General features: G+C 64.6%; 19 protein-coding genes, 1 tRNA gene and 1 pseudogene. 12 read left to right on the top strand and 9 right to left on the bottom strand.

What is annotated here, in order from left to right; genetic code table 11:
• Positions 1 to 35: 35 nt before the first annotated feature.
• Genes QU44_RS15460 through QU44_RS15450 form a run of 3 tightly spaced genes read right to left on the bottom strand, consistent with a single transcriptional unit; the run spans position 36 to position 1,837 of the window.
• A complete protein-coding gene (locus tag QU44_RS15460) occupies positions 36 to 794 on the bottom strand; it encodes an SDR family oxidoreductase (protein ID WP_033923301.1) in 759 nt (252 codons plus the stop codon).
• Positions 791 to 1,159, bottom strand: coding sequence for a dihydroneopterin aldolase (locus QU44_RS15455; RefSeq protein ID WP_033923300.1), 369 nt, complete (start codon positions 1,157 to 1,159; stop codon positions 791 to 793). The genes QU44_RS15460 and QU44_RS15455 overlap by 4 nt, the downstream gene beginning before the upstream one ends.
• Before the next feature lie 42 nt (positions 1,160 to 1,201).
• A complete protein-coding gene (locus QU44_RS15450; protein WP_033923299.1) occupies positions 1,202 to 1,837 on the bottom strand; it encodes a glutathione S-transferase family protein in 636 nt (211 codons plus the stop codon).
• Positions 1,838 to 1,940: 103 nt separating this feature from the next.
• Here QU44_RS15450 and QU44_RS18335 point away from each other — a divergent pair, with 103 nt between their 5' ends.
• Genes QU44_RS18335 through QU44_RS15430 form a run of 4 tightly spaced genes read left to right on the top strand, consistent with a single transcriptional unit; the run spans position 1,941 to position 4,860 of the window.
• The gene (locus tag QU44_RS18335; RefSeq protein WP_033923298.1) at positions 1,941 to 2,492 is read left to right on the top strand and encodes a GNAT family N-acetyltransferase; all 552 of its coding nucleotides are present in this window, start codon (positions 1,941 to 1,943) and stop codon (positions 2,490 to 2,492) included.
• 12 nt (positions 2,493 to 2,504) lie between these two features.
• Positions 2,505 to 3,071: a DUF1285 domain-containing protein gene (locus QU44_RS18330; RefSeq protein ID WP_033923297.1), complete on the top strand. Its 567-nt coding sequence runs from the start codon at positions 2,505 to 2,507 to the stop codon at positions 3,069 to 3,071.
• Positions 3,068 to 3,670, top strand: coding sequence for a CoA pyrophosphatase (locus QU44_RS15435; RefSeq protein ID WP_033923296.1), 603 nt, complete (start codon positions 3,068 to 3,070; stop codon positions 3,668 to 3,670). The genes QU44_RS18330 and QU44_RS15435 overlap by 4 nt, the downstream gene beginning before the upstream one ends.
• Positions 3,658 to 4,860 carry a CCA tRNA nucleotidyltransferase gene (locus tag QU44_RS15430; RefSeq protein ID WP_033923295.1) on the top strand — a complete coding sequence of 401 codons (1,203 nt, stop codon included), beginning with the start codon at positions 3,658 to 3,660 and terminating at the stop codon, positions 4,858 to 4,860. The genes QU44_RS15435 and QU44_RS15430 overlap by 13 nt, the downstream gene beginning before the upstream one ends.
• Here the strand turns inward: QU44_RS15430 and QU44_RS15425 are convergent.
• Complete coding sequence (locus QU44_RS15425; RefSeq protein ID WP_081988101.1) at positions 4,824 to 6,539, bottom strand: putative bifunctional diguanylate cyclase/phosphodiesterase; 1,716 nt, start codon at positions 6,537 to 6,539, stop codon at positions 4,824 to 4,826. The two genes, QU44_RS15430 and QU44_RS15425, sit on opposite strands and share 37 nt — an antisense overlap.
• Before the next feature lie 106 nt (positions 6,540 to 6,645).
• Positions 6,646 to 8,907 (bottom strand): DNA topoisomerase IV subunit A, encoded by a 2,262-nt coding sequence (gene parC / locus QU44_RS15420; RefSeq protein ID WP_033923294.1) that lies wholly within the window; start codon positions 8,905 to 8,907, stop codon positions 6,646 to 6,648.
• A 102-nt stretch (positions 8,908 to 9,009) separates the two neighbouring features.
• On the opposite strand from parC, the gene QU44_RS15415 reads away from it, so the two are divergent.
• The 5 genes from QU44_RS15415 to purQ all read left to right on the top strand — a co-directional run bounded on the left by QU44_RS15415 (position 9,010) and on the right by purQ (position 13,167).
• Positions 9,010 to 9,834, top strand: a complete 825-nt coding sequence (locus QU44_RS15415; RefSeq protein WP_052134949.1) for a DUF4349 domain-containing protein — start codon at positions 9,010 to 9,012, stop codon at positions 9,832 to 9,834.
• A gap of 198 nt (positions 9,835 to 10,032) precedes the next feature.
• The gene (kynU, locus tag QU44_RS15410) at positions 10,033 to 11,205 is read left to right on the top strand and encodes a kynureninase (protein ID WP_033923306.1); all 1,173 of its coding nucleotides are present in this window, start codon (positions 10,033 to 10,035) and stop codon (positions 11,203 to 11,205) included.
• A 105-nt stretch (positions 11,206 to 11,310) separates the two neighbouring features.
• Complete coding sequence (gene purC, locus QU44_RS15405; RefSeq protein WP_033923292.1) at positions 11,311 to 12,090, top strand: phosphoribosylaminoimidazolesuccinocarboxamide synthase; 780 nt, start codon at positions 11,311 to 11,313, stop codon at positions 12,088 to 12,090.
• 181 nt (positions 12,091 to 12,271) lie between these two features.
• A complete protein-coding gene (gene purS / locus QU44_RS15400) occupies positions 12,272 to 12,505 on the top strand; it encodes a phosphoribosylformylglycinamidine synthase subunit PurS (RefSeq protein ID WP_033923290.1) in 234 nt (77 codons plus the stop codon).
• Complete coding sequence (gene purQ, locus QU44_RS15395; RefSeq protein WP_033923289.1) at positions 12,502 to 13,167, top strand: phosphoribosylformylglycinamidine synthase subunit PurQ; 666 nt, start codon at positions 12,502 to 12,504, stop codon at positions 13,165 to 13,167. Before purS ends, purQ begins: the two co-directional genes overlap by 4 nt.
• Positions 13,168 to 13,171: 4 nt before the next feature.
• Here the strand turns inward: purQ and QU44_RS15390 are convergent, their stop codons facing one another.
• Entirely contained in the window at positions 13,172 to 13,894 is a 723-nt protein-coding gene (locus QU44_RS15390; protein ID WP_033923305.1) for a queuosine precursor transporter, read from the bottom strand.
• 180 nt (positions 13,895 to 14,074) lie between these two features.
• Between QU44_RS15390 and QU44_RS15385 the strand changes: the two genes are divergently transcribed.
• Positions 14,075 to 14,151, top strand: a tRNA-Arg gene (locus tag QU44_RS15385).
• Between the two features lie 448 nt (positions 14,152 to 14,599).
• On the opposite strand, the gene QU44_RS15380 is transcribed toward QU44_RS15385, so the two are convergent.
• Positions 14,600 to 15,091, bottom strand: coding sequence for a hypothetical protein (locus tag QU44_RS15380; RefSeq protein WP_156141227.1), 492 nt, complete (start codon positions 15,089 to 15,091; stop codon positions 14,600 to 14,602).
• Between the two features lie 312 nt (positions 15,092 to 15,403).
• Here QU44_RS15380 and QU44_RS15375 point away from each other — a divergent pair, with 312 nt between their 5' ends.
• Complete coding sequence (locus QU44_RS15375) at positions 15,404 to 15,616, top strand: hypothetical protein (protein WP_033923287.1); 213 nt, start codon at positions 15,404 to 15,406, stop codon at positions 15,614 to 15,616.
• 164 nt (positions 15,617 to 15,780) lie between these two features.
• Entirely contained in the window at positions 15,781 to 17,409 is a 1,629-nt protein-coding gene (locus QU44_RS15370) for a sulfatase-like hydrolase/transferase (protein WP_231621769.1), read from the top strand.
• Between the two features lie 205 nt (positions 17,410 to 17,614).
• Here QU44_RS15370 and QU44_RS15365 read toward each other — a convergent pair.
• Positions 17,615 to 18,166 (bottom strand): annotated as a pseudogene (locus QU44_RS15365) (IS701 family transposase); the annotation flags it as partial.
• A gap of 31 nt (positions 18,167 to 18,197) precedes the next feature.
• Positions 18,198 to 19,298 (bottom strand): IS66 family transposase (gene tnpC, locus QU44_RS15360; protein ID WP_033923302.1); only part of this gene is annotated, 1,101 nt, incomplete at its 5' end.

Here is a 19,298-nt window from a genome sequence, read left to right as displayed (position 1 = left end):
TCCCATGCCGCCGGTGAATAAGACGGGCTAAGCGCTCAGTCGTCGCGCCCGAGATGCACGAAATCGCGCGCAAAACAGGTCTGCGCCGCACCGCCATCGACATATAGCGTCTGACCGGTGCTCGATTCGGCATCCACCAGAAAGCGCACTGCATCGGCAATAGCTTGCGGTGACGGCAAATGGCGAAGCGGCATCATCGCCGCCAGCGCGTCGAGCTGCGCGGGCGTGTAATCCACTGTCGGCAGCGTCAGGCCGGGTGCGACCGCATTCACCCGCACCAAGGGCGACAACACCGCCGCCAATGTCCGAGTCGCCTCGGCAAGTGCCTGTTTCGACAAGGTATAAGCAAGCTGATCGCGATGCGGCCGGGCGATTCGCTGGTCGAGGATGTTGACCACGGCGCGCCCGCCCTGCTCTGCCAGTGCGGTGGCCAGCGCGATCGGGGCGGCGACATTCACCCGGTAATGCGCGACCAGCGCCGCCGCATCGGGCAATTTGCCGTCGCCGGCATCGAATAGCGACGCATTGTTGACCAGCACATCGACGCGCCGCCCGAAATGCGCCGCCACCGCCGGCACCAGCCGCTCGACCGCCGAAAAATCGTTGAGGTCACAGGCAAAGCCGTGCCAGGCCACGCCAGCGGCTTCGATCGCGGCGATGGCCCACGCATCGGGCTTTGGATCGCGGCTGGCGTGCAGCGCCACATCATATTCCGCCGCGGCAAGCGTCGCGGCGATATGCGCGCCCAGCCGGCGGCAACTGCCGGTAACCAGTGCAAGCCCGGCCGACGTCACCGGCGGTGCCGCACCATCGTGATCCCGATCGATTCGCCCGCTTCGGCAATCGCAAGCTTCACGATCTCCACCTCGACACGCAACACGCGCGGGTCGGCGACGAACAAGGTTTCGGCGATATGATCGGCCACGCCCTCGATCAGCGTGAAATGCACGCCTTGCGGCAATTGCGTCGCGGCTTCCTTCAGCTCGAGATAGCTTTTCGACGCCGACAGCGCCGTATCGGGATGGAAATGCTCGGCACAGGCGATGTCGACGGTCATCGAAATCCGCAATGGCTGCGGCAAATGCGTCTCTTCGGAATAGACGCCGGTCAGAACGTTTACTTCCAGGTCGCGGACCTGAAGCTTCAGCGAATCTTGCAAGGAAATGGCCTTATTTCGGGAGGGTCGGAGAAATAGCGTCGATCAGGCACCGGCACTTGGCCGCGCCGTCGCGGCGGCATGCCAACGTAATATGTGTTTCGCGCGTTCGGGCACCGCAAGCTTGGCCGCCGATTTGGCGAAATCGATCGTCACCAGCGCGGTGATGTCGGCAAAGCTATATCCGCCGCCGGCGATCCAGGTGCGATCGGCCAGCCGCTCGTCGAGTGCCTTCACGAAACCGTCCCACATCACCATGCCGCGCGCCGCCAGTTCGGGGATTTGCGCCACCGCCGGCCAATTGCCGGGGATTCCGCGATCGACAAAGGCAGGAGAGCGGTTGCGAAACGCATAGACGGCGGCGGTATAGCCATCACCCTCGATCCGCCGGGTCCAGGATTCGATCCGCCCGATCGCCAGTGGATCGGCACCGAACAGTGCCGGTTCAGGATACAGCGCCTCGATATAGCGGCAGATCGCTGCCGATTCGCACAGCACTTCGCCGTCATCCAGTTCGAGCGCGGGCACCGCGCCGCGCGGATTGATCTTTAGAAAGGCGTCGCGCAACTGCTCGCCATCGCGCAGATCGACATGCTCGCGATCGATGACAATGCCCTTTTCCGCCAGAAAGATGCGCACGCGGCGGGGGCTGGGTGCCCAGGGTGCGTCATAGAGTTTCACTGGCGTCGTTCCTTATCGCTTGCACGCGGCGTCGCACGCGGTAAGCCGCGCCGCCCCGCGATGTCAGAACGCCTGATATGCGGGTGCGACTGGAAGATAAAGCATGGCAGACCTGATCCCGATTGCCGATACCGACCAAAATGCCGTCGAAGCATTGCTCGATACGGTCTTTGGCACCGATCGCCAACAGCGCACCGCCTATCGCCTGCGCGAAGCGGTGGGCATCATCCCTCCGCTCAGCTTCGCGGCGGTCGAGGGCGATTTGCTGGTCGGCAGCATCCAATGCTGGCCGGTGGAACTGGCAGCCGATTCGGGCGATCGGGTGCCGATGATCCTGGTCGGGCCGATCGCGGTGTCGCCGCTGCGCCAGGATGTCGGGATCGGCCGCGCGCTCACCCGCCGCGTGATCGAGGTGGCGCAAAACAGTGCGATTGCTGGCGGCGACTCGCTGATGCTGATCGGCGATCCCGATTATTACGGGCGTTTCTTTGGGTTTGGCGCAGACCGCACCGGCCAATGGCGGCTGCCGGGGCCGTTCGAGCCCCACCGCCTGCTGGCGCTGGGCAATGGGATACCGATGCAAGCAGGACACGTCGGACCAAGGATCGGCGCTACCGTCGAAAGTCGGCTTGCCGGTCACGCAAGTGGGTCCTAACGGATGACGGCTATGCCCATGCCAACCCAACCCGATCTGTCCAGCCTATCGCTCGCCGACATCGCCCGCCTTGCCGAAGAGCATAAGCTGCCGCCGGTCGATAAATGGAATCCCGAGCATTGCGGCGACAGCGGCATGCGGATCGCCAGCGACGGGACGTGGCATCACGAAGGCTCGCCGATCACCCGCACCGAAATGGTCCGACTGTTTTCGACGATCCTGCGGCGCGAACCCGATGGCAGCTATGTGCTGGTCACCCCGGTCGAAAAGCTCGACATCGAAGTCGAGGATGCACCCTTCGTCGCGGTCGAGATGAAAGCCGAGGGCAGCGGCGAGGCGATGAAGCTGGCCTTCCGGCTGAACACCGGCGATCTGGTCACCGCCGGCCCCGATCATGCGCTTCGCTTTGCCTCGGGCGAAGACGGCCCCCGCCCCTATCTGCATGTGCGCGGCGAGCTGGAGGCGCTGGTGGGTCGATCGGTCTATTATGAACTCGCCGACATCGCGCTCGCCAATGGCGGCACCCCCGCCGGCGTGTGGAGCAACGGGGCCTTTTTCGCGCTAGAGCCCGCCGCATGACGCTTGCCGAAAGGCTTCGTCACGCACTCGAACGGCCCGCCCATCCCGATACCGTGCTGTTGCCGGGCGACATGCCCGCGCACGAGATCGAGCAGGGGGGAATAGACTCCCCCGCCGCGGTGCTGGTCGCGATCACCGATCGCGCGCAACCCGGCGTCATCCTGACCAAGCGCACCGACACGCTGGCACGCCATCCGGGGCAGGTCGCCTTTCCCGGCGGGCGGATCGATGCCGGCGATGCCGATGCCATCGCCGCCGCGCTGCGCGAAGCCGAAGAGGAAATCGCCATGCCGCGCCATGCGGTGAACGTCATCGGCGCGGTCGATCGCTATCGCACCGTCACCGGCTTTTCGGTGACGCCGGTGCTGGCGGTGGTGCCCCCCGACCTGCACCTGATCGCGCAGCCGAGCGAAGTGCAGGCGATCTTCGAAGTGCCGCTGGCCTTCCTGTTCGATCCCGCCAACCATGTCCGCGCCAGCGCCGACTATCGCGGCACCACGCGGCATTTTCACGAAATGTTCTGGGACGGCCACCGGATCTGGGGCGCGACGGCGGCGATGATCGTCAATTTGTCGCAGCGGCTGCGATGGCAGTCATGATCCTGCCCGGCGCAGAATGGCGGCAGCGCGAAGGCCTGGCCGAACTGACCGCCGCGCTTGGGGCCGACGCGGCACGCTATGTCGGCGGCGCGGTGCGCGATACGCTATTGGGGATCGCCGTCACCGACATCGACATCGCGACTCGGCATCAGCCCGAGGATGTCGTCGACATCGTCCGCCGCGCCGGGTTCAAGCCGGTGCCGACCGGCATCGCGCATGGCACGATCACGGCGGTGCTCCCCTCTGGCCCGGTCGAGATCACCACGTTGCGGCGCGATGTTTCCACCGATGGCCGCCACGCCACGATCGCCTTCACCGACGATTGGCGCGAGGACGCCAGCCGCCGCGATTTCACGATGAACGCGCTCTATGCCGATCCGCTGACCGGTGAAGTGATCGATTATTTCGGCGGCCTGGACGATCTGGCGGCGCGGCATGTCCGCTTCATCGGCGATCCCCTGCGGCGGATCGCCGAGGATCATCTGCGGATCCTGCGCTTCTTCCGTTTCCTGGCACGCTTCGGCGATGCGCCCGACGCCCCGGCGCTGGCTGCCTGCACCCAGCGCGCGCGCGACCTGATGGCATTGTCGCGCGAACGCATTGCCGACGAACTGCTAAAGCTGCTGGTCGCGCGCGATGCGGTGCGGGTGCTCAGGCTGATGATCGAGCGCGACATCCTGCTGCCGGTGATCCCCGAGGTCGATGCCGCCGGCGTCGCCCGGCTCGAAACGCTCGCTGCGAACGAAGCAGCGCAAGGCATCGCCGCCGACCCGATCCGCCGCCTCGCCGCGCTGTTGCCAGCCGATCCGGCGATCAACGAAGCCGTGGGCGCGCGGCTGAAGCTGTCCAACGCCCGCCGCAAACGACTCGCCAGCGCGTTTCAGTCCATCGGGGTCGAGGGTGCCCCGGCGCTTGCCTATCGCATCGGCAGCGAAGGCGCGGTCGATCGGCTGCTGCTGTCGGGCGACGATGTCGGCGCAGTCGCCGATTGGCAGCCGCCGGTGCTGCCCGTCAGCGGCGGATTACTGGTGCAGCGCGGGATCGGGCGCGGCCCCGATGTCGCGCGGCTGTTGCGGCAAGTGGAGGATCGCTGGATCGCCGAGGGGTTCCCGCAGGCTGACCGCGCAGAAGCCATCGCCGATGCGGTGGTCGCTCAATTCTTGGGCGAGGAAAGCAGCAAAAACGCCTGATCGGCTGGCACCGGCTGCGAATAAAGATAGCCCTGGCCAAAGGTGCAGCCAAGCGCGGTCAGCGTCTGCGCGAGTTCGTTGGTTTCGATGCCTTCGGCGGTGGTCTTCATCCCCAAAGCCTGGGCCAGGCTGAGGATCGCGCGGACGATTGCCACCTTGTCGCGATCGGCGAGCATCCCCGAAACAAAGCTGCGGTCGATCTTGAGCACGTCGATCGGCAGCTTTTGCAGATAGGCGAGGTTCGAATAGCCGGTGCCGAAATCATCCATCGCCAACGTGGTGCCCAATTCCTTGAGCGCGCGGATGGTGTGTGCGGTGCGATCGGGATCGGCGACGATCGCGCTTTCGGTCAGTTCGATCGTCAGCCGGCGGCCATCGACCCCCGATTTCTGCAAGGCATCGCCGACCATCCGGGCAACCCGGTCGCGCTGAAGCTGGATCGCCGACAGATTGACCGCGACACTGACACCGCAATCGCCGCCGGCAAGTCGGTCCCATTGCGCGATCGTCTCGGCGGCCTGCGCCATTGCCCAGCGCCCGAGCGGCACGATCAGTCCCGATTCCTCGGCGACCGGAATGAACTCGGTCGGCGAAAGCTCGACCCCCTGTTCGGTGCGCCAGCGCGACAATGCCTCGAACGCGATGATCCGCCCCGTCGCCAGGTCGACGATCGGCTGAAACGCCAGTCGCAAGCCACCATTGTCGATCGCGCGGCGCAATTCGGTTTCGATCCCGAACTGCTGGCGCGCCAGGTCGAAGGCGCGGGTCTGATAGACTTCGGAGCGACCGGTTTTCTTCGATCGCTTGACCGCGAATTGCGCGTGGCGGACCAGTTCCTCGGCATCGCCCGCCTCATCGGCCCCCAGCGCGATTCCGATCGAGCACGAAACGCGGATTTCGAAATCGGACAGGCGGAACGGCATCACCAGCGAATCCTCGATCCGCTTGGCGACGTGCAGCGCGTCGGCGGGGCCGTCATCGACCGCCATCAGGATGGTGAACTCGTCGCCGCCGGTGCGCGCGATCACGTCGCGCGCGCGCAATGCGCCCTTCATCCGCCGCGCGACCGAAATCAGCAGCTCGTCACCCGAAATCGCGCCCATACAGGCGTTGACCCGGCTGAACCGATCGAGGTTGATCGACAGCACCGCATATTCGGCGCGCGATCCTGCGGTAATCGCGGTTTCGAGCTGGTCGGTAAAACCCGCTCGATTGGGCAGCCCGGTCAGGCTGTCGGTCATCATTTCGCGGCGCAGGCTGTTTTCGGTGCGGGTTTCCGACGTATTGTCGATCAGCGTCACCAGCGCACGCTTGTGCGAATGATCCACCAGCCGGCGAGCGATCTTCACCCGAAAATAGCGTGAATCGACGGTATCGCCAAATTGCCAGTCAAACTCGATCGACCGTTCGTCACTGTCGAAGAAGCTGGCGATCTGCCCGCCGAGCAGACGGATGATCGGCGATGCCTGCGCCGTCACGCCCAGCCCGGCGCGGCGGAATGCCTGGTTGATCCCCTCAAAACCAAAGCCATGCTCGTTCAGGACGATAATCGCTGCGGGGATCGGCAACAGGTCGAGAAACTTGGTGCTTTTTTGCGGGCCGAACAGCCGGATCGACGCCTCTGGCGACCCCGGAATCGGGTCTGACGTTTCCTCGCAAAGGGCGTCGGCGCGTTTCATTATCCCTCGCCTACGCCAAATTCGTTAAAAGCGCTTGAAGAACAATATGATCGGCCAGTTTTCGCTAATTTCGTCCCCACCCGGATACCCGAATCAGCCAACCCGATCAGCCGAAGCGATTGTCGCGGGGGAACCCATTGGGCGGCATCCGCCCCGCCGCGCCCCTCGCCGCCCGCCAAGGCGACATATCGGCCTCCACCCTGGTCCGCGCGCTTTCGCCCCCCATCGTCCAGCTAAGCCCATCGGCAAAGCGAAAGGTCCGCACATCGGACAGGCCGCCGTCGCGATAGCGCTGGATCTGCACCCCCTGCCCGCGCGACAATTCGGCCATTTCGGTCAAGGGGAACACCACCAGCTTGCGGTTATCGCCGATCGCCGCGACATAATCGTCATCGGCATCGATCATCCGCACCAGCTTCAGCTTGCCGCCCGCGCGCGGCGTGACCACCTGCTTGCCCTTGCGTGTTTCGGCGATCAGATCGGCCATCCGCACAACAAAGCCGCGCCCGTCATTCGCCGCCACCAACAGCCGCGAATCCGCCGCGCCCGCGCGCACGAAGGTCACGATGTCGCCATCGCCATCAAGGTCGATCATCGCGCGCACCGGCTCGCCAAAGCCGCGTCCGCCGGGCAATTTGTCGGCACCCAAGGTGTAGAACCGCCCGCTTTCGGACGCGAGCACCAGCTTGTCGGTGGTCTGCGCGTGAAAGGCGAAGCGCGGGCCATCGCCTTCGCGGAACTTCATCGGCTCGGTCGAGGCGAGGTCGGCATGGCCCTTCATCGCGCGAATCCACCCGCGCTGTGACAGGATCACGGTGATCGGCTCGCGCTCGATCATCGCCTCGAGCGGGATTTCGCGCGCCGGCCCCGCCTCTTCGATCAGCGTGCGCCGCTTGCCCAGCAGCGTCTCGGGACCATAGCGATCGCGCACCTTGCCCAGGTCGCGCTTCAGCCGGGTCCGCTGCCGCGCCTCGGACGCCAGCAGCGCCTCCAGCTCGGCCTTTTCCTTGTCGAGCTTGTCGCGCTCGTTGCGGAGTTCCATTTCCTCCAGCTTGCGAAGTGAGCGCAGCCGCATATTCAGGATCGCCTCGGCCTGGCGATCGTTCAGCGCGAATTCGGCGATCAGCACCGGCTTTGGCTCATCCTCGGCGCGGATGATCGCGATCACCCGGTCGAGGTTGAGATAGGCGATGATATAGCCGTCGAGCAGCTCGATCCGGTCGGCGATCTTGTCGAGCCGGTGCTGCGACCGGCGCTGGAGCACCACGAACTGATGCTCGACCCACGCCGCCAGCGCCTCACGCAGCGACATCACGCGCGGGGTGCGATCCTTGTCGAGCACATTGAGGTTCAGCGGCACGCGCACTTCGAGGTCACTCAGCCGGAACAGCCCGTCCATCAGCGTCTGGGCATCGACCGTGCGGCTGCGCGGTTCGAGGACGATTCGAACTTCGGCATCCGATTCGTCGCGAATATCGGCGAGGATCGGGAATTTCCGGTCGTTGATCAGCGCCGCGATCGCCTCGATCAGCTTGCCCTTTTGCACGCCATAGGGGATTTCATGCACCACCGCGGTCCAGCCGCCGCCCTTTTCGCGCTCGATCTGCCATTTGGCGCGCACGCGGAAGCCGCCGCGCCCGGTGGTGTAGCTTTCGGCGATCGACGCCGGCGAATCGACGACGATGCCGCCAGTGGGGAAATCGGGGCCGGTGACATGCGCGAGGATCGCCGCGTCATCGGCCTGCGGCTGGTCGATCAGCAGGATCGCGGCATCGAGCAATTCGGCGGCATTGTGCGGCGGAATCGACGTCGCCATCCCCACCGCGATGCCAGCGGCGCCATTGGCGAGCAGATTGGGGAAGGCGCCCGGGAACAGCTCGGGCTCGTGATCCTCGCCATTATAGGTCGGCCGATAATCGACCGCATCCTCGTCGAGCCCCGCCATCAGGTCGATCGCAACCTGCGTCAGCCGCGCCTCGGTATAGCGATAGGCGGCGGCGTTATCGCCGTCGATATTGCCGAAATTCCCCTGCCCGTCGACCAGCGGATAGCGTAGCGCAAAGGTCTGTGCGAGGCGGACCATCGCGTCATAAACCGACTGGTCGCCATGCGGATGATATTTGCCGATGACGTCGCCAACGACGCGCGCGCATTTCTTATACCCGCTGGCCGGATCGAGCTTGAGCAGCCGCATCGCCCATAACAGCCGCCGATGCACCGGCTTCAGCCCATCGCGCACGTCGGGCAGCGATCGCGCGGTGATCGTCGACATCGCATAGACCAGGTACCGCTCAGACAGCGCGCTGTCGAACGGGGCATCCACGATCAGGTCGAAGGGGTCGGGTGGATCGGTCAGGTCGGTTGCCATTGCGCCGTGCGATAGCAAGCCAGGGCCGCGCTGGCGAGATGCCAGCGATTGACGCCCGCCTCCAACCATGATCTGATCCCTACCGTCTTGATAGGAGATACTATGCGCTGGTTACCGCTCGCCTTTTTGCTGCTCGCGGCGTGCAGCCAAAATCAGCCCTCGGGCACCGCCGCCGATGCCGCGAGCAGTGCCCAGCCCGCCACCCCGGCCGCCGGGGCATCGGCAGTCACCGTCGCGGTGCCGCGAATCGCCTATATCTATCGCCTGGGCTTCACCGTCGGGGCCGATGGCATCGCCGCCGCGCAAAAGGCGCATCTGGCGCTATGTGACAAGGTGGGGGCGGGCCGCTGCCAGTTGATCGCGCTAAACCGCTCGGGCGGCGACGGCAGCTATGCCGGCGGCACGATGACGCTGAAGGTCGCCAGCAGTATCGCCCGGCCCTTCACCGAAAAACTGACCCAGGCAATCGCCGGCAGCGGCGGACGCGCCGTCAGCAACGCGGTTGAGGCCGAGGACGTATCGAAGGCGATCGTCGATACCGAAGCGCGAATCCGCCAGCGCGCAATCCTGGTCGAGCGGCTGACCGCGATCCTGCGCAACCGCGACGGCAAGGTCGCCGATCTGGTCGAGGCCGAACGCAGCGTCGCCACGGCGCAGGAGGAACTCGATCAGGCGCGCGGATGGCTCGCCGAATTGCAGACGCGCGTGGCGCTTTCGACAATCCATATCGACTATGCCGCCACCGCTCCCGCCGCCGACGGCTTTTTCGCACCCGTGGGCGAGACGATACGCGAATCGGGGTCTTTGTTCGCCCTGTCTGTGCGCGGTGTGCTGACGTTGCTGATCATCGCCGCGCCGTGGATCGCGATTGGTGGCCTGGGTCTATGGGGCTGGCGGCGCTGGCGGCGGCGGGAGCCGATGGCCTGACCGCACCGCCGCTTTCCGACCTGACGGGGCAAGCGCCTAATTCTAAAAATCAGCGGAAGCTCGTATCGACCCAAAATGCTTCGCTTCGCCCTCCCCTCCACCCTTGAGTCTCGCAGGCTGCGCCGCAACCTCGCCGCCCGCGGCGACCGGCTTCTGGCATAGGGGCGGGCCTGCGATCGACATGGCACTCAAACCGTGATGACCCTCGACGAAGCCCGCGCGCGCGACGCCGCCGATCCGCTGCGCGATCTGCGCGATCGGTTCGTGCTGCCCGAAGGCGTCATCTATCTCGACGGCAATTCGCTGGGGCCGCTGCCGCGCGCGACGATCGCCGCCGGGACCGACCTGATCGAGCGCCAATGGGGCGATCGGCTGATCCGCAGTTGGGGCGAAGGCTGGATGGACAGCCCGGCGCGGATCGGCGGCAAGCTCGCGCGCTGGATCGGTGCCGATGCCGACGAAGTGATCGTCGCCGATTCGACCTCGACCAATCTTTTCAAGCTGATCGTCGCCGCGCTTCGTCACGATCCGACGCGGACGATGGTCGTCAGCGAGGCGGGCAATTTCCCCACCGACCTGCACATCGCCGAAGGCGCGGTCGCCTGTGTTCCCGGCGCGACGCTGCGCGCGGTGCCGCGCGAAGCGCTGGGCGACGCCATCGACGATCGCACCGCGCTCGTGCTGCTGACGCATGTCCATTACAAGACGTCGCAGCGCTTCGACATGCCCGGCTGGACCAAGCGCGCGCACGATGCCGGCGCGCTGATCTGCTGGGATTTGAGCCACAGCGCCGGCGCGGTGCCGGTCGATCTCTCCCATGCGAACGCCGATTGCGCGGTCGGCTGCGGCTATAAATTCCTCAACGGCGGCCCCGGCGCGCCCGCATTCCTTTATGTCGCCAAGCGGCATCAGGCGGGCTTCCACAATCCGATCTCGGGCTGGATGGGCCATGCCGATCCCTTTGGTTTCGCCGACCCTTATGCAGCCGCCCCCGGCATGGAACGCTGGCGCAGCGGCACCCCCGCGATGCTGGCGATGGGCGCGCTCGAAGCCGGGCTCGATTCGATCGCCGACGTGTCGATCGAATCGCTCGCCGCCAAAAGCGCGGCGCTGTTCGACGTATTCGCCGGCATCGGCGATGCGCTCGGCCTCGAATGCGTGTCGCCGCGCGATGCCGGCCAGCGCGGCAGCCATATCGCCTTTCGCCATCGCGATGCCCGCGCGGTCATGGCCCGGCTGATCGACGCCGGCGTCATCGGCGATTTCCGCGATCCCGACATCCTCCGCTTCGGCCTGACCCCGCTCTATATCGGCTATGCCGACATCGTCCGCGCCGGGATCGTCCTGGCACAAGTCCTTCAGCACGACTGATTGCGCCGCCCGCTTGGTTTCGATATACGCGCCGTCAACACGCCCCGGCACGCGCGGCCTTTGCCGAGCGCCGCCGGGGTCTCTCATTTTCAGGGGTTCCGCCCAATGGCACGCCGCCGCCAAATCTATGAGGGCAAGGCCAAGATCCTTTACGAGGGTCCTGAGCCTGGCACGCTGATCCAGTATTTCAAGGACGACGCCACTGCGTTCAACGCGCAGAAAAAGGGCACGATCAGCGGCAAGGGCGTGCTGAACAACCGTATCTCCGAGCATGTCTTCACCCTGCTCGGCAATATCGGCGTGCCGACGCATTTCCTGCGCCGTCTCAACATGCGCGAACAATTGATCCGCCAGGTCGAGATCGTGCCGATCGAAGTCGTCGTGCGCAACGTCGCTGCCGGTTCGATGTCGAAACGGTTGGGGATCGAGGAAGGCACGCAGTTGCCGCGCACGATCATCGAATATTGCCTCAAGGACGATGCGCTGGGCGACCCGCTGGTCACTGAAGAGCATATCCTTTGCTTCGGCTGGGCCGCGCAGGAGGAGTTGCACGACATCGCCGACCTGGCGATCCGCGTGAATGATTTCCTCTCCGGCCTGTTCGCCGGGATCGGCATCCGTCTGGTCGACTTCAAGCTCGAATTCGGGCGCATCTGGGACAATGATTACAGCCGGATCATCCTGGCCGACGAAATCAGCCCCGATAACTGCCGCCTGTGGGACATGGCCACCGGCGAAAAGCTCGACAAGGACCGCTTCCGCCGCGACTTGGGCGGCGAAGTCGAAGCCTATCAGGAAGTCGCGCGCCGCCTGGGCCTGCTGCCCGAAGACGCCGATTCGGCGGTTCTCGACCTCGAAACCCACCGCAAGCGCCGGGGCAAATAACGCCCCCGCTCCTGTTCGTCATGCCGGGCTAGACCCGGCATCCATGCAATGCGCGCGCCGGGCGTTTCGCCAAGCGCGCTGCTCCCGGCATGACGACAGGTCTGGGCGCTGCTTGCTTGCAGCCCCGCGCGCATCACGGCATAGCGACCGCGACATTCCGCATTACCCGAAAGCGCATCCCATGAAGCTTCGCATCATCGTCACGCTCAAATCGGGCGTCCTCGATCCGCAGGGCCGGGCGATCCAGCACGCGCTGGGATCGCTGGGCTTTGCCGGCGTCGCCGATGTCCGCGCTGGCAAATTGTTCGAACTCGATGTCGCCGACGACACCAGCGACCAGGCGATCGACGATATGTGCCGCAAGCTGCTCGCCAACACCGTCATCGAAAATTACCGGGTCGAGAAGCTGGCATGAAGACCGCGGTCATCGTCTTTCCCGGGTCGAATTGCGATCGCGACATCGCGACTGCGCTCCACGACGTGACCGGGGTGGTACCGACGATGGTATGGCATGGCGACACCGAATTGCCAGCCGACATCGGACTGGTCGCGGTGCCCGGCGGCTTTTCCTATGGCGATTATCTGCGCTGCGGCGCGATTGCTGCGCGATCCCCGATCGTCGCGGCGGTGCATGCTGCGGCTGAAAAGGGCCTGCCGGTGCTCGGCATCTGCAACGGCTTTCAGATCCTCACCGAAACCGGGCTGCTGCCGGGCGCGCTGATGCGCAATGCCGGCCTCGATTTCGTCTGCCGCGACGTTCGGCTGACGATCGGCAACGACCAGTCGATGTTCACCCGCGACTATGATGCCGACGAGACGATCACCGTTCCTGTCGCGCATCATGACGGGAATTATTTCGCTGATAGCGAGACGCTCGACCGGCTGGAAGGTGAAGGCCGAATCGCCTTCCGCTATGCCGACAACGTCAACGGATCGGCGCGCGGCATTGCCGGCGTGCTGAACGAACGCGGCAATGTACTGGGCATGATGCCGCATCCCGAACGCCGCATCGAAGCCGCGCATGGCGGCACTGACGGCCGCCGTCTGTTCGAAAGCCTGCTCGCCGCGATTGCCTGATTGGTCAGACGCGGGTGCGGAACGGAGTGAAATCGGTGCCCCGGTCGAACACGTCGACGCCTTCGCGCCGCTTCAATGCGCCGACCACGGCATAGGTGACCGGCGTCAACAGCGCTTCCCACAACACTTTCAGTCCCCAATTGGTGACCAGCACGGTGAAGACCTGGGTGGTGTCCCACACCCCCAGAAACGCCAGCGGGTAAAAGATCAGGCTGTCGACGCCCTGCCCCACCACCGTCGATCCGATCGTGCGCGACCATAGATGCTTGCCCCTGGTCAGCAGCTTCATCCGCGCCAGCACATAGGAATTGACGAACTCGCCCGCCCAGAACGCCGCGATCGAAGCGAATACGATCCGCGGCACCGCGCCAAACACCGCCTCATAGGCGGCTTGCCCCTCCCATCCGGGTGCCGGCGGCATCGCCACCACCACCGCCGACATTACCCCCAGGAACACCATCGCCCCAAACCCAGCCCATATGCACCGCCGCGCGCGGGCATAGCCATAGACTTCGGTCAGCACGTCACCGATCACATAGCTGACCGGAAAGAACAGGATGCCCGCGCCGAACACGAATCCATCGATCGCCGACACCTTGCCCGCACCGATCACGTTCGACAGCAACAGGATGGTGACGAACGCCGCCATTACAAAGTCGAAATAGCGAAAACCGCCATCGGCGATCTGATCGGCAGCCTTCGCCACCGGCGCGTCGAGATTATTCATTTCCTGCATTACCCACCCCTTCGATCACGCTTCATCCGCGATCCGCCGGGCAACGGCAAGCGGTACGCACGGCCAGCCTTGCACCGGGCCGACTTGGCAACAATGCCATGCCGGCCTTGGGATTTACGGATTGCGACGCCGTTTCCTCGCCGCGCGAAATCAGTTAGGGCAATCGCGTGCGCGCCCGTAGCTCAGTTGGATAGAGCAAGGAGCTTCTACCTCCTCGGTCGGGGGTTCGACTCCCTCCGGGCGCGCCATCACTTTGTGCGCTTGCATCGGCGCGTCACCGGAGACGCGCAAAGCGTCACCTCGCTTTCGCAACCTTGGAGCGCCTTTGGACAGCCATATGCCCCTTCGGAAGCCGACGAGGCAGTTGTCGTCAGCGATACGCAACGCTTTGACGCAGAAAGCCGATAGGGAAGCCGTCCCCTCTTCGCTCATCGCGATATAGCTGCTCGCGAAAATGATGTTGTCCACTGTTTTGATCGGTCTGCCGGAGACACCCAACTGCGCTCCTTTCAGAAGCGATGGGACGGTCCCTCCCAATTCCAACCGTCTTCATGACGATAGCGTCAGCCGTCTGTTCCGAACCGAATCATCGCTGCGGGGCCTTCAGGCTGACGCGCCAGGCGCTCGCATTGCCCATTCGTTTGGCGAAGGATCGCTGCCGCAGGCTGCGTATGCTCGAAGCTAGTGCCAAGGCGATCACACCGCCTTGAGGTCCCGCCTGCGGACGATGCGGCGAGCCACCGACGGTGACCACGGCCGGTCCGGCAGGCCGAATGCCGTCTCCCACGGCCCCGGGACAAACCCGATCAGCCTGTCCTCGTCATCGCGGTCGCTCAGCGACATTACCTTCCCGACGTCGTTCCAATAGATGTCCACGAGCCGATCGGGCTTGGGCGGAATCTCAATCCCGTACACTGCGGCCATGTGGAGCTCGGCCTGGCTGGGAACGAAGGTCGGGAGGGTGAAAGGCGTGGCGACGCTGGCATACCAGCCGAGGCCTTGGTCGATCTTCCAGTACCGCGCGGTCCGCCCGTCATCCGCGGTGCCGACCTGACCGTCCTCCCAGTGCCCATGCTGGCGCGAGACCGCAAGCACCCGATCACGGACGACACGGGCGCGATCGAGGCGGGATAGGGCAGGCGCGGCGTTAGCTGATGGCTTCGATGACATCTGAAGTACCTTCTTCATAAACCTCCGAGCCTTTCTTGGCGGCGCTGGGTTAAGAGTTACTGATCGATCGGCTGGTGTATGTCGCTTCAGGTCAAACGATCCGGTACTGGGGAAAGGCCAGCCCCAACTGCCCGCGTCACCGCGTTGGCGGGTGGTACTCAATCCCCGTTACGAACGCGAATTGGGCCAGCATTTGGCATTTGCCGATTTGCTCGTCTCCTACCAGAGCGAGCAGTTTTTGCGATCGGGCAGTGTCCGCTGCTCAATCAGGAAGCTTACACAGTCGTCGATCTTAGGTTTGGCCTCACTCCCCAATATACCGGTTTCAGTGTGAGCGTTTTCGCCAAGAACCTGTTCGACTTCCGCTTGTTCACGAACGCGGCGCACAACGCCTTGTTGACCACGGCGAAAATCACGCCAAACAATCTGACCGGATTTCTCCCGAAAAATGCATTCCGCTTTTCGGTATCAATTTCGGATACAGCTTCTGACGCTGCAAGGCTTGGCATGAGGCGGGGCAAGCGTCGCCGCACCAGCCCGTAAACATCGGCGCAGGACGCGATGCGGCGAATACTGGAATGCTGTGATACGAGGCTGCATTGACATATGATGGGTGGATGCCGTTGATGCTTACTGGCTGGAATCGGCGGGCGCGGCTGGGCCGGAAGCCTGCGCTTATCGTTGCGCTTCTCGCGCTTGCCGGATGCGTGGCACCGTCTGCCGTGGAGCCCCGCCCCGCCCCGGTGGCCGCACAGCCCAACATCGTGCTGATCGTCTTTGAGGACATGAGCCCGCGGATCGGGGCATTTGGCGATCCAGTCGCCACGACGCCGGTGCTTGACGGGCTGGCACAACAATCGGTTCGCTATCCCAACACCTTCACCACGGCGGGCGTGTGCGCGCCCAGCCGTTCGGCGCTGATCACCGGGGTTCACCAGCAGACGCTCGGCACCCAGCACATGCGCACCCGGGCGGGGCTGCCGGGCATGGCGAGCGGCGGACCGATCGATTACGATGCGGCGCCCCCGCCCGCCGTCAAGGCATTCCCCGAGCTGCTGCGCAGCGCGGGCTATTATACCAGCAATAACGGCAAGACCGATTACCAGTTTGGTGAACCCTTCACGGTCTGGGATGCCAATGCGCCCGATGCCGACTGGCGCGGGCGCGCACCGGGTCAGCCGTTTTTTGCGATGATCAATATCATGGAGACGCACGAGAGCTATCTCTGGCCCGAAGACCGCGAAAGCGCCAATCCACTGGTGAATGCCATTACCCAGCGCAACCGGCGCGACCTTGCAGGCAAGCAACGGGTGACTGACCCGGCGTCGGTTACGGTGCCGCCCTATCTGCCCGATACACCCATAGTGCGCAGCGATATTGCGCGCCAATACGACAACATCGCGTTTGCCGAGCGCAAGGTCGGCACGATCATCGCCCGGCTTGCGGCTGAAGGCCTGCTTGACCAGACGCTGGTCATCATCACCACCGATCATGGCGACGGGCTGCCGCGGATGAAGCGCACCGTCTACGACAGCGGCATCCGGGTGCCGCTGATGGTGCGTTATCCTGACGGGGGCAAGGCCGGACAAATCGAGGATCGGCTGGTAAGCTTTGTCGATCTGGCTCCAACCATTCTCCATTATGCCGGGGTTGAAGCTCCGGGTTGGATACAGGGCCGCAATTTTCTCATCGGCGAGGCACAAGATTACGTCTTTGCCGCCGCCGACCGGCATGACGAGGTGCCGGAACGGACCAAGGCGGTGCGCGACGGGCGGTTCAAATACATCCGCAACTATATGCCCGATCTGGCTGTCCTGCGCCCGCTTGCCTTTCGCGATGCCATGCCGACCATGCAGGAATTCTGGCGGCTCGGGCAGGAAGGGGCACTACCGCCCGCGGCCCAGCGCCTCGCCACATCGCCGCGCGGGTCCGAGGAATTGTACGATACGCTGGCCGACCCGCACGAGATCGACAATCTCGCCGATGATCCGGCGCACCGCGCAACCCTTGTCCGCCTGCGCAGCGCGATGGATCGCTGGATCGCGCAGACAGGCGATCTCAGCGCCATGCCCGAACGCGCCATGATCGAGGCGATGTGGCCCGGCATGGTGCAACCTGTCACTCAGGCGCCAAGAATCACGACCGAGAGCGGACGCGTGTCGCTGACCAGCGCCACGCCGGGGGCGAGCATCGCCTACACGCTTGATGGCAGTGCGGCTGAACGCGGGCGGATCTATACGGGCCCCTTCATGCCGCCGCCCGATGCGGTGATCGCTGCCCGGGCGGTCCGCTACGGCTATGCGCCGAGCGAGGTCAGCTCCAAGCGGATGCCATGACCAGCCCCAGCACAAGGGCTGCTTGCTTTTCGGGAGCTTTCTTGCTCCTAGCATTACAGTTGCGTTTTCGCCTTGAGATGCGATTTTCTGGCGTTGGCTTGGTGAGCGCGCCGCCAGCATGACCACGCGATGATGTATGCGGGTTGGATCTGACGCATGGCAAGTTTGTTGGCGATGCGGCGGACTTCCTGCATGGACCACCGGATCAGATCTTGATGTTCGGCACCCTCGGTTTTTTTGGGGGCGTCACTTCGTTGGCACGGTAACGGATCACCGCCATCATGGCGAAGGCGAGCATGGCGAGCGAGATGTGGCGGTGCCAGCCATGCCATGACCGGGTTTCGTTGTGGTCGAGGCCGAACTCGTTCTTGGCGGTTTCGAAGCTGTCTTCAATCGCCCAGCGATGACCTTCGACAGCGACAAGAGCCTGGATGCCGGTGCCGACCGGGCACCATGTCGTGAAGAAGGCGAGATCACCGTCGCTGATGTTGCGGCGGATCAGCAGGCCGCGGGTCCACAGCCCTGATTGGTTTTCATCGTATTCGTCGGCTTCGAGATCGGCGAGTTCGCAGTATGCCCAGTCATGGAGCCGGGCGCCTTTGGTGCCCTCGCCAGCGGAAAGGCGCTGCCATGCCTCTGGCTCGAGGTCTCGTGCAATCTCATCGGCCCTACCGGCGACCGGTGGCTTGCCCGCCCATGAGCCAAAGTGGTGATCAGATTTGACGCCCAGAACATAGCCTTTGCAGGCTCGGCGGTATCCATCCGGTGAAGCGCGCGGCGGGCTGTGATCAGGCAGCGAGGGCGTCGCTTCCGTGGTTCCATTTCCAAGGCAGGAGTTCGTCGAGGCGGCTGAGCGGTTGCTCGGCGATGCGGGCGAGGACATCGGCGAGCCAGGCTTGCGGATCGACGCCGTTGAGCTTGGCGGTCTGGATAAGCGTGTAGAAGACGGCGGCGCGTTCGCCGCCGCGATCAGACCCGCAGAACAGCCAGGCTTTACGACCGAGTGGCACGCAGCGCAGGGCCCGTTCGGCAGCGTTATTGGACAAACAGACCCGACCGTCGCTGAGGAAGCGGGTGAACGCCGGCCAGCGGCGCAGCATGTAGTTGATCGCTTTGGCCAGATCATGGTTGCGCGACAGCCTGGCGAGCTGAGCCTGGAGCCAGCTGTGCAGATCGTCCATCAAAGGCGCGCTGCGCTCGCGGCGATCGGCTAAGCGTTCAGCCGCGGATCGGCCGTTGATGCTGCGCTCGATCTCGAACAGGGCGTCGAGCTTCTGGACGGCTTCCAGCGCGATCGGGTAGATCATGCGGGTGCGCTCGCCGCGGCTCTTCCTTCGCGCAGCGCCCTCGACATCGGCGAGCTCGAAGAACTTGCGCCTTGCATGCGCGAAGCAGCCAGCCTCGATAATCGGTGCCGGCGCGCGACCCTCGCGGTAAAGCTCTCCATAGCCGGCATAGGCGTCGGCCTGCAGGATGCCTGACCAGGACGCCAGATGGGTCTGCGGATGTTCGCCGCGCCGGTCTCGCGAATAATGGAACAGTGCCGCGGGCGGTTCGGCACCAGCGAACGGCTTGTCGTCGCGGACATATATCCACAGCCTGGCGGTATCGGTCTTGCCCTTCGCCATGACCGGGACGGTGGTATCGTCACCATGCAATCGCTCGGCGGCGAGCACATGGTCCTCGATCAGCCGATAAAGCGGCGTCAGCGCCAAGGCGGCAGCGCCGACCTGGTCGGCGAGCGTCGACGTGCTGAGCGGCACCCCTTCGCGCGCGAAGCGCTCGGCCTGACGGTTGAGGGGCCGGTGCTGGCCGTACTTCTCGAACAACAGCATGGCCAGGAAGCTGGGCCCCGCCCAATGGCCCCTGGCGCGGACGGCGCGTCTGAG

This window comes from Sphingomonas sp. 37zxx, from assembly GCF_000786205.1.
Classification (GTDB): Bacteria; Pseudomonadota; Alphaproteobacteria; order Sphingomonadales; family Sphingomonadaceae; genus Sphingomonas.
The sequence above is the reverse complement of the archived record's forward strand: the minus strand, read 5'-3'. Positions and strand labels throughout refer to the sequence as shown.

What these genes read in the sequence shown, in the direction of transcription:
- QU44_RS18335 (WP_033923298.1), top strand. Translation starts at nt 1,941, where the DNA reads ATGGCAGACCTGATCCCGATTGCCGATACCGACCAAAATGCCGTCGAA.
- QU44_RS18330 (WP_033923297.1), top strand. Translation starts at nt 2,505, where the DNA reads ATGCCCATGCCAACCCAACCCGATCTGTCCAGCCTATCGCTCGCCGAC.
- QU44_RS15435 (WP_033923296.1), top strand. Translation starts at nt 3,068, where the DNA reads ATGACGCTTGCCGAAAGGCTTCGTCACGCACTCGAACGGCCCGCCCAT.
- QU44_RS15430 (WP_033923295.1), top strand. Translation starts at nt 3,658, where the DNA reads ATGGCAGTCATGATCCTGCCCGGCGCAGAATGGCGGCAGCGCGAAGGC.
- QU44_RS15425 (WP_081988101.1), bottom strand. Translation starts at nt 6,539, where the DNA reads ATGAAACGCGCCGACGCCCTTTGCGAGGAAACGTCAGACCCGATTCCG.
- parC (WP_033923294.1), bottom strand. Translation starts at nt 8,907, where the DNA reads ATGGCAACCGACCTGACCGATCCACCCGACCCCTTCGACCTGATCGTG.
- QU44_RS15415 (WP_052134949.1), top strand. Translation starts at nt 9,010, where the DNA reads ATGCGCTGGTTACCGCTCGCCTTTTTGCTGCTCGCGGCGTGCAGCCAA.
- kynU (WP_033923306.1), top strand. Translation starts at nt 10,033, where the DNA reads ATGACCCTCGACGAAGCCCGCGCGCGCGACGCCGCCGATCCGCTGCGC.
- purC (WP_033923292.1), top strand. Translation starts at nt 11,311, where the DNA reads ATGGCACGCCGCCGCCAAATCTATGAGGGCAAGGCCAAGATCCTTTAC.
- purS (WP_033923290.1), top strand. Translation starts at nt 12,272, where the DNA reads ATGAAGCTTCGCATCATCGTCACGCTCAAATCGGGCGTCCTCGATCCG.
- purQ (WP_033923289.1), top strand. Translation starts at nt 12,502, where the DNA reads ATGAAGACCGCGGTCATCGTCTTTCCCGGGTCGAATTGCGATCGCGAC.
- QU44_RS15390 (WP_033923305.1), bottom strand. Translation starts at nt 13,894, where the DNA reads ATGAATAATCTCGACGCGCCGGTGGCGAAGGCTGCCGATCAGATCGCC.
- QU44_RS15380 (WP_156141227.1), bottom strand. Translation starts at nt 15,091, where the DNA reads ATGAAGAAGGTACTTCAGATGTCATCGAAGCCATCAGCTAACGCCGCG.